15 protein-coding genes are annotated in these 16385 nt (G+C 60.1%); 5 read left to right on the forward strand and 10 right to left on the reverse strand.

The window, feature by feature from the left end; genetic code table 11:
* Positions 1-50 precede the first annotated feature (50 nt).
* From rseP to rpsB, 8 genes are all read right to left on the reverse strand, one after another.
* Positions 51-1400: a sigma E protease regulator RseP gene (gene rseP / locus ACWKV4_RS14655; RefSeq protein ID WP_483832819.1), complete on the reverse strand. Its 1350-nt coding sequence runs from the start codon at positions 1398-1400 to the stop codon at positions 51-53.
* Between the two features lie 58 nt (positions 1401-1458).
* Positions 1459-2649: a 1-deoxy-D-xylulose-5-phosphate reductoisomerase gene (gene ispC / locus ACWKV4_RS14660; RefSeq protein WP_483832820.1), complete on the reverse strand. Its 1191-nt coding sequence runs from the start codon at positions 2647-2649 to the stop codon at positions 1459-1461.
* Positions 2646-3467, reverse strand: coding sequence for a phosphatidate cytidylyltransferase (locus ACWKV4_RS14665; RefSeq protein WP_483832821.1), 822 nt, complete (start codon positions 3465-3467; stop codon positions 2646-2648). Before ACWKV4_RS14665 ends, ispC begins: the two co-directional genes overlap by 4 nt.
* Positions 3467-4222, reverse strand: coding sequence for a polyprenyl diphosphate synthase (gene uppS, locus ACWKV4_RS14670; protein ID WP_483832822.1), 756 nt, complete (start codon positions 4220-4222; stop codon positions 3467-3469). The genes ACWKV4_RS14665 and uppS overlap by 1 nt, the downstream gene beginning before the upstream one ends.
* A gap of 18 nt (positions 4223-4240) precedes the next feature.
* The gene (gene frr / locus ACWKV4_RS14675) at positions 4241-4798 is read right to left on the reverse strand and encodes a ribosome recycling factor (protein WP_483832823.1); all 558 of its coding nucleotides are present in this window, start codon (positions 4796-4798) and stop codon (positions 4241-4243) included.
* Positions 4795-5538 (reverse strand): UMP kinase, encoded by a 744-nt coding sequence (pyrH, locus tag ACWKV4_RS14680; RefSeq protein ID WP_483832824.1) that lies wholly within the window; start codon positions 5536-5538, stop codon positions 4795-4797. The genes frr and pyrH overlap by 4 nt, the downstream gene beginning before the upstream one ends.
* A 139-nt stretch (positions 5539-5677) precedes the next feature.
* A complete protein-coding gene (gene tsf, locus ACWKV4_RS14685) occupies positions 5678-6544 on the reverse strand; it encodes a translation elongation factor Ts (protein WP_483832825.1) in 867 nt (288 codons plus the stop codon).
* Between the two features lie 150 nt (positions 6545-6694).
* On the reverse strand, positions 6695-7435 hold the full coding sequence (gene rpsB, locus ACWKV4_RS14690; RefSeq protein WP_483832826.1) for a 30S ribosomal protein S2: 741 nt from the start codon (positions 7433-7435) through the stop codon (positions 6695-6697).
* Positions 7436-7735: 300 nt separating this feature from the next.
* Between rpsB and map the strand changes: the two genes are divergently transcribed.
* From map to dapC, 3 genes are read left to right on the forward strand one after another with little or no spacing between them, the layout of a single operon-like run.
* Complete coding sequence (map, locus tag ACWKV4_RS14695; protein WP_483832827.1) at positions 7736-8521, forward strand: type I methionyl aminopeptidase; 786 nt, start codon at positions 7736-7738, stop codon at positions 8519-8521.
* 37 nt (positions 8522-8558) lie between these two features.
* On the forward strand, positions 8559-11261 hold the full coding sequence (locus ACWKV4_RS14700; RefSeq protein ID WP_483832828.1) for a [protein-PII] uridylyltransferase: 2703 nt from the start codon (positions 8559-8561) through the stop codon (positions 11259-11261).
* Positions 11262-11266: 5 nt separating this feature from the next.
* On the forward strand, positions 11267-12463 hold the full coding sequence (gene dapC, locus ACWKV4_RS14705) for a succinyldiaminopimelate transaminase (RefSeq protein WP_483832829.1): 1197 nt from the start codon (positions 11267-11269) through the stop codon (positions 12461-12463).
* Between the two features lie 5 nt (positions 12464-12468).
* Here dapC and ACWKV4_RS14710 read toward each other — a convergent pair whose 3' ends face one another.
* Both ACWKV4_RS14710 and katB read right to left on the reverse strand, forming a co-directional pair.
* Positions 12469-13008, reverse strand: coding sequence for an ankyrin repeat domain-containing protein (locus tag ACWKV4_RS14710; RefSeq protein WP_483832830.1), 540 nt, complete (start codon positions 13006-13008; stop codon positions 12469-12471).
* Positions 13009-13062: 54 nt separating this feature from the next.
* Positions 13063-14592: a catalase KatB gene (katB, locus tag ACWKV4_RS14715; protein ID WP_483832831.1), complete on the reverse strand. Its 1530-nt coding sequence runs from the start codon at positions 14590-14592 to the stop codon at positions 13063-13065.
* Positions 14593-14955: 363 nt separating this feature from the next.
* On the opposite strand from katB, the gene ACWKV4_RS14720 reads away from it, so the two are divergent.
* The gene (locus ACWKV4_RS14720) at positions 14956-15303 is read left to right on the forward strand and encodes an ArsC family reductase (RefSeq protein WP_483832832.1); all 348 of its coding nucleotides are present in this window, start codon (positions 14956-14958) and stop codon (positions 15301-15303) included.
* Positions 15304-15335: 32 nt separating this feature from the next.
* Positions 15336-16370, forward strand: a complete 1035-nt coding sequence (gene dapD / locus ACWKV4_RS14725) for a 2,3,4,5-tetrahydropyridine-2,6-dicarboxylate N-succinyltransferase (RefSeq protein ID WP_483832833.1) — start codon at positions 15336-15338, stop codon at positions 16368-16370.
* The last annotated feature ends 15 nt before the right edge of the window (positions 16371-16385 follow it).

Below are 16385 nucleotides of genomic sequence, written 5' to 3' on the forward strand. Positions count from 1 at the left end.
GCAATAAACAAACTGCCGCAAAGGCGGCAGGTTCGCAATTGTACGACTCATTACAACCGACCCAAATCGTTTATCAAGGCGAGGAGCATGACCCCGACCACTAGACTGATACCGATTTGAACCCCCCAGCCCTGTACCCGATCGGAGACCGGGCGACCCCGTGCCCACTCGATCAGGTAAAACAGCAGATGCCCCCCATCCAGGACGGGAATGGGTAGCAGATTAAGAACCCCAAGGCTGATGCTTAGATAAGCCAGGAAATTCAAGAAATCCCCAAGACCCGACTGGGCCGAAGCGCCCGCCACTTTAGCAATGGTTATCGGTCCACTCAAGTTTTTTACCGACAGCTCGCCGAAGAGCATTTTCTTCAACGAATCCAGCGTCAGCACACTCATTTCCCAAGTACGCCTGGCGCCTTCCACGATACCGTCCAACGGGCCGTAGCGGACTTCTCGCACCATCTCCTTTGGCCAGGCCACTGGCGTCACCCCCGCGCCCAGGTAACCTGCCGCGGCATCGCCCTCCCCTTTACGGCCCAGCGCTACCGGTAGGTCTAGGCGCTCTCCCGCGCGTTCCACCTGAAAGGTCACGCGTTTATCGGCACGCTGGCGCACCTGATCGACGACCTGCTGCCAATCCGCCAGGGGTTGGCCATCCAGCGCAAGCAGCCTGTCTCCAGACTTCAACCCTGCGGCTTGGGCGGGCCCCTTGGGGTCGATCTCCGCAAGGATGGGGTCCAGGGTCGGGCGCCAAGGACGAATCCCCAGGGAACGCACAGGGTCTGGCTCGTCACTGCCCTTGAGCCAATCCACCAGGCTCAGGTTGTGCTCGCTGGCGCTGCCCTGTTCATCGCTGGTTTGAATGCGCAAGTTACCGGTCTCGCCCAGCCGCCGGACCAGTTCGATGTTGACCGAGGACCACCCTGACACGGCTTCGCCGTCGACCTGAGTAATCTCCTGCCCGGGCTCAAGGCCCGCGCTCGCCGCCAGGCTGCCAGGTTCTATGGCGCCAATGACCGGGCGCACCTGCTCACTGCCCAGCATTGCCAGGAGCCAGAAAAAGACAATGGCCAGCAAAAAGTTGGCGACAGGGCCGGCCGCAACGATGGCAATACGCTGCCGGACTGTTTTACGGTTGAATGCTTGGCCCAACTGGTGCTCGGGAACTTCGGCTTCGCGCTCGTCGAGCATTTTCACGTAGCCGCCCAGGGGAATGGCCGCTACAACGTATTCGGTGCCTTGTTTATCGGACCAGCGTAGCAAAGGCGTGCCAAAGCCCACAGAAAAACGCAGCACCTTGACGCCGCAGCGGCGAGCCACCCAGAAGTGACCGAATTCGTGGAACGTGACCAGCACCCCCAGTGCCACCAGGGTGCCCAGTATCATGTAGAGCGCGCTCATAGGTATCTCCGCTGCGCCTGGGGGCGCTCATACGCCCTCGGGGCGAACCAATCGGAACTCATTGACCCCGCCGAGTCAACCACTGCTCGGCGGCGCGGCGAGCGCTGTCATCGGCCGCGAATACCGCATCAAGGTTGCCCAGGGGTTCACTGGGCAACTGTTCCAGCACTGATTCGATCATACTCGCGATCTCGGTATAACGGATGCGCCGCTCAAGAAACGCCTGCACGGCTACTTCGTTGGCGGCATTGAGCGTCGCTGGAGCGCTGCCCCCTGCTTCGGCCGCCTGGCGCGCCAGGCGCAAACAGGGAAAGCGATGCTCATCGGGTGCTTGGAAATCCAGGCGGCCAATGCTGAACAGATCCAGTGGCGGCACGCCTGAGTCGATCCGCGCGGGCCACGCCAATGCGCTGGCGATAGGCGTGCGCATGTCCGGGTTGCCCAACTGAGCCAATACAGAACCGTCGATGTAATCCACCAGCGAATGGATAACGCTCTGAGGGTGCACCACCACTTCCACCTGGGAGGGCCTTGCATCGAACAACCAGCAGGCTTCGATCAACTCCAGCCCTTTGTTGGCCATGGTGGCCGAGTCCACGGAAATCTTGCGACCCATGGACCAATTAGGGTGCGCGCAGGCCTGCTCAGGGGAAACCGATGCCAGTTCACTCAACGGGGTTTCCCTGAACGGCCCACCCGAGGCAGTGAGCAGAATGCGGCGCACGCCGACCGGTGCCAGCCCTTCGGCATAATTGCCGGGCAGGCACTGGAAAATCGCATTGTGTTCGCTATCGATGGGTAGCAGCCGCGCGCCATGGGTGCGTACCGCCTGCATGAACAACCCACCGGACATCACCAGCGCCTCCTTGTTGGCCAGAAGCACCTTCTTCCCCGCCCGTACCGCCGCCAAGGTAGGTTTCAAGCCCGCGGCGCCAACGATGGCCGCCATCACGGTATCCACCTCGCCAGCCGATGCTGCCTGGCACAAGCCAGCTTCCCCATGCAGTACATCGGTGGCCAACCCAGCCTTGCGCAGGCGCAGGCTAAAGTCCACGGCTTGGGCGGAGGTAGCCACTACCACGACCTTGGGCCGATGCCGCTCACAGAGCGCCAGCAGCTCATCCAGGCGTGCATGGCCGGTCAAGGCGAAAACCTCATAGAGGCTTGGGTGCCGTGATATGACGTCGAGGGTGCTATGGCCGATGGAGCCCGTGGCACCCAGCACCGTGATGCGTTGCCTGTTCGTCACAATACGCCCCAACCTGTCATCCACAGCAACACCGCAAACACCGGAATAGCCGCCGTCAGGCTGTCGATGCGATCAAGCACCCCGCCATGACCGGGCAGCAACTGGCTGCTGTCTTTGACCCCGGCTTGGCGCTTGAACATGCTTTCAGTCAGGTCCCCCACCACCGACACCAGCACCACCACCGCCGTAGCCAGCAGCGCGGCGACCAGTTGGCCAGCCGACCACTCACGGGTAATGCCGGTGACCAAGGTGACCAGCAAGGCGATACCCAGGCCGCCATAGAGCCCAGCCCAGCTTTTGCCAGGGCTTACCGCGGGGGCCAGCTTGCGCTTGCCGAAGGCCCGCCCCGAGAAGTACGCGCCAATATCAGCCACCCAAACCAGCACCATGACCGCCACGATCAGCCAATTCCCACCGCCGGACGGCCAGGTTTTAAGCAAAATCAACCCCACCCATGCCGGCAGCAGCACCAGCAGGCCGACCAGCACCTTGCAGGCAACGCTGGACCAGAAATGGGCCGAGCCCGGATAGGTCATGACCAGCCAGGTTGCCACTGCCCACCAGATCACCGCCAAGCCCAGTAACCAGGGCGCCAGGGTAGGTACCAGGTGGAGCACTATTAGCAGCCCTGCCACTATGGCCGCGAACACACAACGCAAGGGTTGCGACTCCAACCCGGCCAAGCGCGCCCATTCCCAGGCGCCGAGGGTGACCACAACGCCGATGAACAGCGCGAACCAGCCGCCATCAAGCAAAAAGAACCCACAAAGGGCCAGGGGTAACAGCACCAAGGCGGTGAGAATGCGTTGCTTGAGCATCAGGCGCGGGCTCCAGCCTCGACCTGCTCGCTGGTTTTCCCAAAGCGACGCTGGCGTGAGGCGAAATCGGCCAGCGCGCAGCGCATGGCCTCGTGTTTGAAGTCCGGCCAGTACAGGTCGGAAAAGTACAACTCGGCATAGGCCAACTGCCACAGCAGGAAGTTGCTGATACGGTGTTCGCCCCCGGTACGAATACACAAGTCCGGCAGCGGGAGACCGCCAGTTGCCAGGTACGCTTGCAGGCGCTCGGGCGTGATGTCCTCGGGCCGCAGCGTACCGCCTTGTACCTGACGGGCCAGGGCCTGCGCGGCCTGGGCAATATCCCACTGACCGCCATAGTTGGCGGCGATCTGCAGCACGAAACGGCCAGTACCGGCGGTCAGAGCTTCAGCTTCCCCCATGGCGGCTTGCAACTCGGGATGGAACCGGCCGCGATCGCCGATGATCCGTAGGCTGATGTTGTTCTCGTTCAGGCGGCGGGCTTCGCGCCTGAGCATGGTAAGGAACAGCTCCATCAGCGCCCCCACTTCATCGGCGGGGCGCTGCCAGTTCTCACTGGAGAAGGCAAACAGGGTCAATACATCGACCTTTGCCTCGGCGCATACCTCGATGACCGCGCGAACAGCATCCACGCCTGCCTTGTGACCAGCGACACCAGGCAGCAGGCGCTTTTTGGCCCAGCGATTGTTGCCGTCCATGATGATCGCCACATGCCTGGGGACGGGGGCCGACGCTCTCGGCTTGGTCTTTTCCATGAAAACGCCAAGCCTTCCTTATACAGCCATCAAATCGGCTTCTTTCTGCTTGACGGCCTTTTCTATCTCAGCCACGAACTTGTCGGTCAGCTTCTGGATATCGTCAGCGGCACGACGCTCGTCGTCTTCGCTGATTTCCTTTTCCTTGACCAGGTCTTTGAGCTGGCTCAAGGCATCGCGACGAATGTTGCGTACGGCAACGCGACCATCTTCGGCGGCATCACGGGCCTGCTTGGTAAAGCCCTTGCGGGTTTCTTCAGTCAACGGCGGCATGTTGATCAACAGTAACTCGCCCAGGTTGGTGGGGTTGAGGTTCAGACCGGCACTCTGGATGGCCTTGTCTACCGCGCCCAGCATGTTGCGTTCGAACGCTACCACTTGCAGGGTACGGGAATCCTTCACCGTCACGTTGGCGACCTGATTGATTGGGGCATCGGCACCGTAGTAAGGCACCTGCACGCCTTCCAGGATGCTGGGGTGGGCCTTGCCGGTACGAATACGGCCAAAGGCGTGCTCCAGCGACTCCAGGGATTTCTGCATACGCGCCTGGGTGTCTTTCTTGATTTCATTGATCATTGTTCGCCTTCCTCGATCAGAGTGCCTTCAGCGCCGCCCACTACGATATTCAGCAAGGCGCCAGGCTTGTTCATGTTAAACACGCGCAATGGCATGTTGTGGTCGCGGCACAGGCAGATGGCGGTGAGGTCCATCACGCCCAGCTTGCGATCCAGCACTTCGTCGTAGGTCAACCGATCGAATTTCTCGGCATGCGGATCCTTGAAGGGGTCGGCAGTGTATACACCGTCAACCTTGGTCGCCTTGAGCACCACGTCGGCGCCGATCTCGATGCCTCGCAGGCAGGCGGCCGAATCGGTGGTGAAGAAGGGGTTCCCGGTGCCCGCGGAGAAAATTACCACATCCCCCGTGCCCAGGTGACGAATCGCCTTGCGCCGATCGTAATGATCTGTGACACCGACCATGGAGATAGCGGACATCACGATGGCGGAAATGTTGGAGCGCTCCAGGGCGTCGCGCATGGCCAGGCCATTCATCACGGTAGCCAGCATGCCCATATGGTCCCCGGTCACCCGGTCCATGCCTGCCGCGCTGAGGGCGGCGCCTCGGAACAGGTTGCCCCCGCCGATCACCAGCCCGACCTGTACGCCGATACCGACCAGCTGGCCGACTTCCAAGGCCATGCGATCCAGCACCTTGGGATCGATACCGAACTCTTCGGAGCCCATCAGGGCTTCGCCGCTTAGTTTGAGCAGAATGCGTTTATAGCGAGGTTGACGACTACTCACCTGCTGGGCCATTGCGTATCTCTCCTGCGGCGTTCTTGAATATGTGCGGCGCCAGGCGCCAACCACACGCCCGAAGCATGCGGGTTCTACTTTGACAAAGAGGCCGCGCGCGTGAGCGGGCAGCCTCTTTGGGTGACAGTTACAACCTGCCTTATTGCTTGCTGGCAGCGGCCACTTGTGCGGCAACTTCATCGGCGAAGTTGTCCACTGGCTTCTCGATGCCCTCGCCTACCTTGAAGTAGGTGAAGGAAACGATTTCAGCGCCACTCTGCTTGGCCAGAGCGCCTACGGTCAGCTCAGGGTTCTTGACGAACGCTTGCTCGACCAGGCTTGCTTCGGCCAGGAACTTCTTGATACGACCAGCCACCATGTTTTCAACGATGTTGGCAGGCTTGCCCTTGATTTTTTCTTCGTTGAGCGTCATGAACACGCCCTTTTCACGCTCGATGGCTTCGTCGGAGACTTCCGATGGCAGCAGGAACTCAGGGTTGCTGGCCGCCACGTGCATGGCGATGTCCTTGGCCAGCTCGGCGTTGCCGCCCTTGAGCACGACCGCGACGCCAATCTTGTTGCCGTGCAGGTAGCTGCCGACTACGTCACCTTCCACACGCACCAGGCGGCGGATATTGACGTTTTCGCCAGTTTTGCCTACCAGCACCAGGCGGTCGGCTTCCATGGTTTCAATCAGCGGCTCGGCGGTAGTCAGCTTGTCAGCGAACGCTTTGTCCACGGCTTTGGCAACGAAGGCCTTGAAGTCGTCCTGCAGGGCGAGGAAGTCGGTCTGCGAGTTGACTTCCAGCAATACGGCGGTTTTGCCGTCGTCCTTGATGGCGATAGCGCCTTCAGCCGCTACGTTGCCTGCTTTCTTGGCGGCCTTGATGGCGCCGGAAGCGCGCATATCGTCGATGGCTTTTTCGATGTCGCCGCCAGCCTTGGTCAAGGCCTTTTTGCAGTCCATCATGCCTTCGCCAGTACGCTCACGCAGTTCTTTAACCAGCGCCGCAGTAATTTCTGCCATTTCAAAAATCCTCTTGAACAGGTTTTCGACCACACTGCCCGCGTACGGGCATTCAAATTCGGGCCCGCCGGGTGCTTATGGCCCTAGCGGGTGGCAAAAAGGGGGCCTAGCCCCCTTTTCGCTTACCGTGCCATTTTCAGGCGCGGCGACTCAGCCTTCTACGGCCTCGCTGGCAGCTTCCTGGGCGAATTCGCCAGTGCCGCCTGCAACGTTGTTGCGACCACGGATAACGGCATCAGCCATCGAACCCATGTACAGCTGGATGGCGCGAATGGCGTCATCGTTGCCTGGGATCACGTAGTCAACGCCTTCCGGGCTGCTGTTGGTATCGACAATGCCGATGACCGGAATGCCCAACTTGTTGGCTTCGGTGATAGCGATACGCTCGTGGTCAACGTCGATCACGAACAGGGCATCAGGCAGGCCGCCCATGTCCTTGATACCACCCAGGCTGCGATCCAGTTTTTCCAGATCGCGAGTGCGCATCAGCGCTTCTTTTTTGGTCAGCTTGGTGAAGGTGCCATCTTCCGCCTGGGTTTCCAGGTCACGCAGACGCTTGATCGATGCGCGGATGGTTTTGTAGTTGGTCAGCATGCCGCCCAACCAGCGATGGTCGACGTAAGGCGAGCCGCAACGCGCTGCTTCTTCGGAGACGATCTTGCCAGCGGAACGCTTGGTACCAACGAACAGGATCTTGTTTTTGCCCTGGGCCAGCTTCTCGACGAAGCTCAGTGCTTCGTTGAACATCGGCAGGGTTTTTTCAAGGTTGATGATGTGGATCTTGTTGCGCGCGCCGAAAATGAACTTGCCCATTTTCGGGTTCCAGTAACGGGTCTGGTGGCCGAAGTGCACACCGGCCTTCAGCATATCGCGCATGTTGACTTGGGACATGATAGTTCCTTGATAAGTCGGGTTAGGCCTCCACGTATCCCAATGAACCAACCGAGCCCTCGCGGCCTCGGCACCCAGGTCACTGTGTCGATACGTGTGTGGGTTTAAGCCCAGCGGGGGTACCCCCGCAAAGCGGCGCACTTTATATCACACAACACGGCAAAGAGAAACCGCTGAAAACCTGGCCCCCGCCCCTCCACATCATTGCCGGCCCCCACCGAGGCCTCCCCCGGCACGGCTATGGTAGAATTGCCCTCTTTGCGATTATTTACTTGCACCGATGGTGCCCAGAGAGCCTGTATGACCGTAACCATCAAAACCCCCGAGGACATCGAAAAAATGCGCATCGCCGGCCGCCTGGCCGCTGAAGTGCTGGAGATGATCGAGCCCCATGTCAAGGCTGGGGTCACCACCGATGAGCTGGACCGCCTCTGCCACGACTACATCGTCAATGAACAGGGCGCCATTCCCGCGCCGCTCAACTACAAAGGCTTCCCCAAGTCCATCTGTACGTCCCTCAATCACGTGGTATGCCATGGCATTCCCAACGAAAAGCCGTTGAAGGATGGCGATGTGCTGAACATCGACATTACCGTGATCAAGGAGGGCTATCATGGCGACACCAGCCGCATGTTCCATGTGGGAAACGTGCCGGAGTGGGCCGAGCGTTTGTCGAAGGTCACCCAGGAGTGCCTGTATAAAGGCATCGAGCTGGTGCGCCCCGGTGCCCATCTGGGTGATATCGGCGAGGTGATCCAGAAGCACGCCGAGAAAAACGGCTTTTCGGTGGTGCGCGAATACTGCGGCCATGGCATCGGCAAGGTGTTCCACGAAGAGCCTCAGGTATTGCATTACGGGCGCGCCGGTACTGGCGTGGAGCTCAAGGAAGGCATGATCTTCACCATCGAGCCGATGATCAACCAAGGCAAGGCCGATACCCGCCTGCTGGGCGATGGCTGGACCGCGATCACCAAGGACCGCAAGTTGTCGGCCCAGTGGGAGCACACCATTCTGGTGACGGCCGATGGCTATGAAATCCTGACCCTGCGCGGTGACGACACCCTGCCACGCACCTCGGCCCGCTGAACGTTACGCGGGTCATATCGATAGAAGGAAGGCCGTCATGCCGCAAGTGGACCCGGAGTTGTTCGATCGCGGCCAGTTCCAGGCGGAGCTGGCGCTCAAGGCCAGCCCCGTGACGGCCTTCAAGAAAGCCATCCGCCAGGCACGGGACGTGCTGAACGCCCGTTTCGCCAGTGGCCGAAACATCCGCCGCCTGATAGAAGACCGCGCCTGGTTCGTGGACAACCTCCTGCAGCAGGCATGGGCCCAGTTTGACTGGAGCGCGGAGGCGGATATCGCCCTGGTGGCCGTAGGCGGCTATGGCCGAGGCGAACTCCATCCGTATTCGGACATCGACCTGCTGATCCTGCTGGAGAACGCCGATCACGAACTGTTTCGTGATTCCATCGAGCGGTTTCTTACCTTGTTGTGGGACATCGGCCTGGAAGTGGGGCAAAGCGTGCGTTCGGTGCAGGAGTGCGCCCAGGAAGCCGAGGCAGACCTGACGGTGATCACCAACCTGATGGAGTGCCGTACCATTGCCGGCCCCGAACGGTTGCGCAAGCGCATGCTGGAAGTCACCGCCCCCGACCGCATGTGGCCGAGCAAGGCGTTCTTTCTGGCCAAGCGCGCCGAGCAGACGGCCCGCCACCATAAGTACAACGATACCGAGTACAACCTCGAGCCTAACGTCAAGGGCTCGCCAGGCGGGCTGCGAGATATCCAGACCATCCTCTGGGTAGCCCGCCGTCAGTACGGCACGCTCAACCTTCAAGCATTGGCGGGCCAGGGCTTTTTGCTGGAGAACGAAAGCGACCTGCTGGCCGCCTCCCAGGAGTTTCTCTGGAAGGTGCGCTACGCCCTGCACATGCTGGCCGGGCGCTCCGAAGACCGCCTGCTGTTCGATTACCAACGGAGTATCGCAAAGCTTCTAGGCTACGAAGACAGCGACGCGAAGCTTGCCATCGAAGCGCTGATGCAACAGTACTACCGGGTGGTAATGCGCATTGCCGAGCTGAGCGACCTGATCATTCAGCACTTCGAGGAAGAACTGCTGGCTGCCGACACCGGCACCTCGCTGCAGCCGATCAACAACCGCTTCCAATTGCATGACGGTTACATCGAAGCCACTGCGCCTACGGTATTCAAGCGCTTCCCTTTCGCTATTCTTGAAGTGTTTGTGCTGATGGCGCAAAACCCGAATATCAAAGGGGTGCGGGCCGATACCATTCGCCTGCTGCGTGAGCACCGCCACCTGATCGATGACAGCTTCCGCCATGATATCCGCAACACCAGCCTGTTCATCGAGCTGTTCAAGTGCGAGATCGGCATCCATCGCAACCTGCGGCGGATGAACCGCTACGGGATCCTGGGGCGCTACTTGCCGGAATTCGGTCATATCGTTGGGCAGATGCAACACGACCTGTACCACATCTATACCGTGGACGCGCACACGCTCAACCTCATCAAGCATTTGCGCAAGCTGCAGTACACGCCCATTTCCGAGATGTTTCCACTGGCCAGCAAGGTCATGGGGCGGCTGCCCAAGCCTGAGCTTATTTATATCGCCGGCCTGTATCACGACATTGGCAAGGGCCGTAACGGTGACCACTCCGAGCTGGGCGCCGTGGACGCGCAAGCCTTCTGCGCGCGCCACCAGTTGCCGCCGTGGGACAGCCGGTTGGTCGTGTGGCTGGTACAGCACCACCTGGTGATGTCCACCACGGCCCAGCGCAAGGATTTGTCCGACCCTCAGGTGATCCATGACTTCGCTCAATTGGTGGGCGATGAAGTTCACTTGGATTACCTCTATGTGCTGACGGTGGCGGACATCAACGCGACCAACCCAAGCCTGTGGAACTCATGGCGGGCCAGCTTGCTGCGTCAGCTCTACACAGAGACCAAGCGCGCCCTGCGTCGCGGCCTGGAGAACCCGCTGGACCGGGAAGAGCAGATCCGCCGCACCCAGGCCGCGGCTCTGGATATCCTGGTCAGAGGCGGTAACGACCCGGACGACGTGGAGCAGCTGTGGAGCCAGTTGGGGGACGATTACTTCCTGCGCCATACCGCCGCTGACGTGGCCTGGCACACGGATGCCATTTTGCAACAGCCTGTCGATGCCGGGCCGCTGGTACTGATTCGGGAAACCACCCAGCGAGACTTTGAAGGCGCCAGCCAGATCTTCATCTATGCGCCAGACCAGCACGACTTCTTCGCGGTGACCGTGGCAGCGATGGACCAGCTCAACCTGAACATCCATGACGCCCGCGTCATCACGTCCAGCAGCCAGTTCACGCTGGACACCTACATTGTGCTGGACAACGACGGCGAATCGATCGGGCACAATCCTCAACGTATTCAGCACATCCGCGATGGGCTGACCGAAGCGCTGCGCAACCCGGACGACTACCCCACTATCATCCAACGGCGGGTGCCCCGGCAGCTCAAGCACTTTGCCTTCGCGCCCCAAGTCACCATCCATACCGATGCTCAGCGGCCAGTGACCATTCTGGAGCTCAGCGCGCCGGACCGCCCCGGGCTGCTGGCACGCCTGGGCAAGATCTTCCTGGAATTCGACCTGTCGTTGCAGAACGCGAAAATCGCCACCTTGGGCGAGCGGGTGGAAGACGTATTCTTCCTGACTGACGCCCATAACCAGCCCCTGGCCGACCCCCAGCTGTGCGCGAGATTGCAGGACGCTATCGTCGAGCAACTGAGCGTGAGCAAGCCCGTTGCCATAGAACTAGACCGATTGAGCATTTAAGCCCGATGAATCACGCCCTTACCCAACTGCAGCCCTACCCCTTCGAAAAGCTTCGTGCCCTGCTGGCTGGGGCGCAGGCCCCGGCGGGTTTGGCGCACATTGCCTTGTCCATTGGCGAACCCAAGCACGCCTCCCCGGCGTTCGTGGCCAAGGCGCTTGCCGATAACCTCGACCAGCTTGCGGTTTACCCCACCACCGCAGGGCTGCCAGCGTTACGCGAAGCGATTGCGCATTGGTGCGCTCAGCGTTTCGGAGTGCCCAGTGCCTGGCTAGACCCCACGCGGCATGTGCTGCCAGTAAACGGTACCCGCGAAGCCTTGTTCGCGTTTGTGCAAACAGTCGCCGAGCGCGACCAGGATGGGCTGATCGTCAGCCCAAATCCCTTCTATCAAATCTACGAAGGCGCGGCGATTCTGGCTGGCGTACAGCCCCATTACCTGCCGTGCCTGGAAGCCCATGGCTTCAACCCGGATTTCAGCGCTGTTTGCGCTGACACCTGGGCCCGTTGCCAAGTGCTGTTCCTGTGCTCGCCCGGCAACCCCACCGGGGCATTGATCCCCATGGACACCTTGAAAGCGCTGATCGCCCTGGCGGATGAGCACGACTTCATCATTGCCGCCGATGAATGCTACAGCGAGCTGTACTTCGACGAGGGTGCTCCGCCTCCAGGGTTGCTGAGCGCCTGTGCCGAGCTAGGGCGAGAGGATTTCAAGCGCTGCGTGGTGTTCCACAGTTTGTCCAAGCGGTCCAACCTGCCAGGGTTGCGCTCGGGGTTCGTGGCTGGGGATGCGGACATCCTCAAGGCGTTCTTGCTGTACCGGACCTACCACGGTTGCGCCATGTCCATTCCTACCCAGTTGGCGAGCCTGGCGGCCTGGCAGGATGAAGCCCATGTACGCGCCAACCGCGCCCTGTACCGGGAAAAATTCGATGCGGTGCTAGGTATTCTCGCCCCCGTACTGGATGTACAGCGCCCCGACGGCGGGTTTTATCTGTGGGCGGGCGTGCCCATGGGCGATGAAGCCTTCTGCCGAGAGCTGTTCTGCCAGCAGCACGTGACCGTAGTACCTGGCTCTTATCTGTCGCGAGAAGTCGATGGCGTGAACCCAGGCGCCAATCGCGTGCGCATGGCATTGGTCGCGCCTTTGGCCGAGTGCATCGAAGCCGCCGAGCGCATCCGCGCCTTCGTCCAAGCCCGCTAAGCACGTTAGCGCGGGGGTAGCGATTGAAACTGCCCCTGGGCCAAACCGTCCACGCTATTGCCCAGCGCATCGCGGGCCTTGAGGTCCGCGCCTTTGGCTGCCAGGGCGCTGAGGATGTCTTGGCGTTGGAACAGCGCCGCGTACATGGCAGCGGTTTGGCCATTCTGGTTACGCTGGTCGGGTGAACAGTCGGCGTTGACTAGCCGCCGTGCAATGCTCAACTCCCCCTTAAAGATCGCGCCCATCAGGGCCGTATTGCCTCGGGCATCCTGAGCGCAAGGGTCCGCGCCCGCCGCGAGCAATTGCTCCACCGCCGCCTGATGACCGTGGTAGGCCGCCAGAATCAGCCCCGTGTAGCCTTTCTCGTCCTGAATGTTCAGGTTGAAGTGAGCCTCGACAAAGGCCTCTAGCATGTCGGCATTACCCTCACGGGCCGCTTCGAAGTACAGCTGGCGCAACTGGGCCTGGGTATCGCTGTTTGGTACAGGCACGGCTAGGGCCATCGCTGGAACAGCCAGCAATAACCACAGAATCAAGGGTTTCATAGCGGTATGTCCATGTGCGGGCCCGCCGCGATCATGCCGGCGGGCCCTGGTGGGTCAGTCCTTCAGCTGGGAAGCCAGGGCTTGCACCTTAGCCAGGTCGCCCTTGGCCACTTTGGTAACCCCAGTGCCGTATTCAGGGTCGGCCTTGTACAGATAAGAAAGCATGATGTGCTTGCTTTCAGTATCGGTGGTGGCCAGGGACTCGCCGAAACTCTGGATCAAATCCGCGCGCTCCTTCTTGCTGTAGGAGCGGTACAGGTCACCGGCCTGCTTGAAGTTTTGCTCTCGTTGGATCTTCTTTTGTTGAGTTGCGCCGTTTAGAGGCAGCTGGCTGTAACGCGCGCTGTCGTCAGCAGGGCGAGGGTTCAACCGGCTAGGCTCGTAATTCACGCCCGTGGTGGTGTGACCAGCGTTCATGGCGCCATCCTGGTTGCCATTGTTGACCGCGACCCGAGGGCGGTTCACAGGCAGGCTCAGGCCATTGGTACCCACGCGATACAGCTGGGTGTCGGCGTAGGCGAAGATCCGCCCTTGCAGCAAACGGTCTTCGGAGGGCTCGATCCCAGGTACCAGGTTGGCCGGTGCCATGGCCACTTGCTCGGTTTCTTGGAAGAAGTTATCCACGTTCTTGTTCAGGACCATCTGCCCAATTTTACGCTCGGGTACGTCTGGCCAGATTTTCGTGGCGTCCAAGGGGTCGAAGTCAAAGGTCGACAGCTGCTCGGGCTTGAGCACCTGCACATACAGGTCCCACTTGGGGTAATCCCCCTGCTTGATGGCATTGACCAGGTCATTGGTCATATGGCTGTAGTCCTTGCCTTGCACCTTGGCGACTTCAGCAGGGTCTAGGTTCTTGACCCCCTGCAGGCTTTTCCAATGGAATTTGGCGTAATGCACTTCGCCCTTGGCATTCACTAGCTTATAGGCGTGAACGCTGTTGCCGTCCATGAAACGATAACCGGCCGGGGTGCCCTCGTTAGAGTAAAGCTGGGTTAGCGTACGGGTAGCTTCTGGGACGTGGGAGAAGAAATCGAAACGCCGAGAGTCGTCGTCCAAGTTAGTGCGTGGATCTGGCTTGAACGCATGGACCATGTCCGGGAACTTGATGGCATCACGAATAAAGAAGGTTGGGAAGTTGTTACCTACCAAGTCCCAGTTGCCATCGGCGGTATAAAACTTGGTGGCGAAACCACGGGGGTCACGCAGGGTTTCTGGCGAGTGGTTGCCATGTACCACGGCCGAGAAACGTACGAACACTGGCGTGTGTTCACCCGCGCGGAAAACCCGCGCCTTGGTCAGCTCAGACAGGTCGGCGGTAGCGGTGAATTCACCTTTGACGCCAGTACCGCGAGCGTGCACCACGCGCTCTGGAATGCGCTCGCGGTCGAAGCGTTGAAGTTTTTGGATTAACTGCACATCTTGCAACAGCGCCGGGCCGTTGGCGCCCGCGGTTTGTGAGTTCTGGTTATCGCCAACCGCTGCGCCGTTGTCGCGGGTCAAGGTATCGGCATAAGCCGACGTGACGGTAAGCGCGCCGAAGGCAACAATGCCTAGCGCCTGGCCACTTAAACGAGTGAGTTTCATGTGATCCCTCATGGATTCGTTGGTGATGAAGCCATGTCATCCTAGAGAGCCCACAGCTGAGAGCTGTAATTGAAAAGTCCTATAAAACCCATAGATAAAGATTCAGAAACACATGGAGCCTTATAGCAACTTATCTATTTACGCGCGTAATTCGTGAATCATTTAATTACCATAATTATTTATAAAAATATAAAAAAATATTTTAAGTCGAATGTGAGATCTCAGGCCGGCTTGGCCACGTATCCCCTTTCCGCGGGTACAGATTGAGACCACTTGGTCATGGCGTAGGCTGCAGCGATGCCGCATAATTCCCAACCCCCTACATAGGAGCAAGCTGGGGCCCACGGCCGCCGCTTCACTTACATGGCTTACACTCTTTACGGCATCAAGGCGTGCGACACCGTGAAAAAAGCTCGCGGCTGGTTGGATGAGCGAGGCATCGCCTATGGCTTTCATGACTACAAAACCGCAGGCATCGACCGCGAACACCTCCAGCGCTGGTGCGGCGACCACGGTTGGGAAACCATCCTCAACCGTACGGGCACGACCTTCCGCAAACTCTCGGATGCTCAAAAGGCCGACCTTGATCAGGCCAAGGCCATCGAATTGATGCTTGCGCAGCCGTCGATGATCAAGCGCCCCGTGCTCGACCTTGGTGAGCGAACCCTGGTGGGCTTCAAACCCGATCACTACGCGGCGGCCCTGAGCTGATCAGCCGGCCCCGCCTTCAAGAGGAATACCTTATGACCACTTCCCTGTTCAGCCTCGGCTTTGGCGTTGGCACTCAAAACCGCCAAGGCGCATGGCTGGAAGTCTTCTACGCACAGCCTTTGATGGCGCCGGCGCCGGCGCTGGTCGATGCCCTGGCCAAAGTGCTGGGTTACACCGGCGGCAACGAAGCCATCGCCTTTGGCGCCACCCAGGCCTCGCAACTGGCCGAAGCCCTCAAGGCCATCGAGCCCACCCAGGCCGCCTTGCTTACCCGCCTGGCCGAGAGCCAAAAGCCCCTGGTGGCTACCTTGCTGGCCGAAGACGCGCCGCTGACCTCCACGCCCGAGGCTTACCTGAAGCTGCACCTACTGTCTCATCGCCTGGCTCGCCCCCACGGCCTGAACCTGGCGGGCATCTTCCCACTGTTGCCCAACGTGGCCTGGACCAGCGAAGGCGCCATCGACCTGGCCGAGCTAAGCGCCCGCCAGTTGGAAGCGCGCCTCAAGGGCAAGTCGCTGGACGTGTTCTCAGTGGATAAATTCCCGAAAATGACCGATTACGTGGTGCCGACTGGCGTGCGTATCGCTGACTCCGCGCGGGTGCGCCTCGGTGCCTATATCGGCGAAGGCACCACCATCATGCATGAAGGCTTCGTCAACTTTAACGCTGGCACCGAAGGCCCCGGCATGATCGAAGGCCGCGTGTCGGCGGGCGTCTTCGTGGGCAAGGGCTCTGACCTGGGTGGTGGCTGCTCCACCATGGGCACGCTGTCCGGTGGTGGCAATATCGTCATCAAGGTCGGTGAAGGCTGCCTGATCGGTGCAAACGCAGGTATCGGCATTCCCCTGGGCGACCGCAACACCGTGGAAGCAGGCCTGTACATCACCGCCGGCACCAAGGTGGCCCTGCTGGACGGCGCCAATCAGTTGGTGAAGGTTGTCAAAGCACGAGAACTCGCTGGGCAAAGCGATTTGCTGTTCCGCCGCAACTCCGAAACCGGTGCGGTGGAATGTAAAACCCACAAATCGGCTATCGAGCTCAACCACGCGTTGCACGCGCACAACTGATCAGGCATACCGTGG

Source organism: Pseudomonas artemisiae (genome assembly GCF_057128685.1).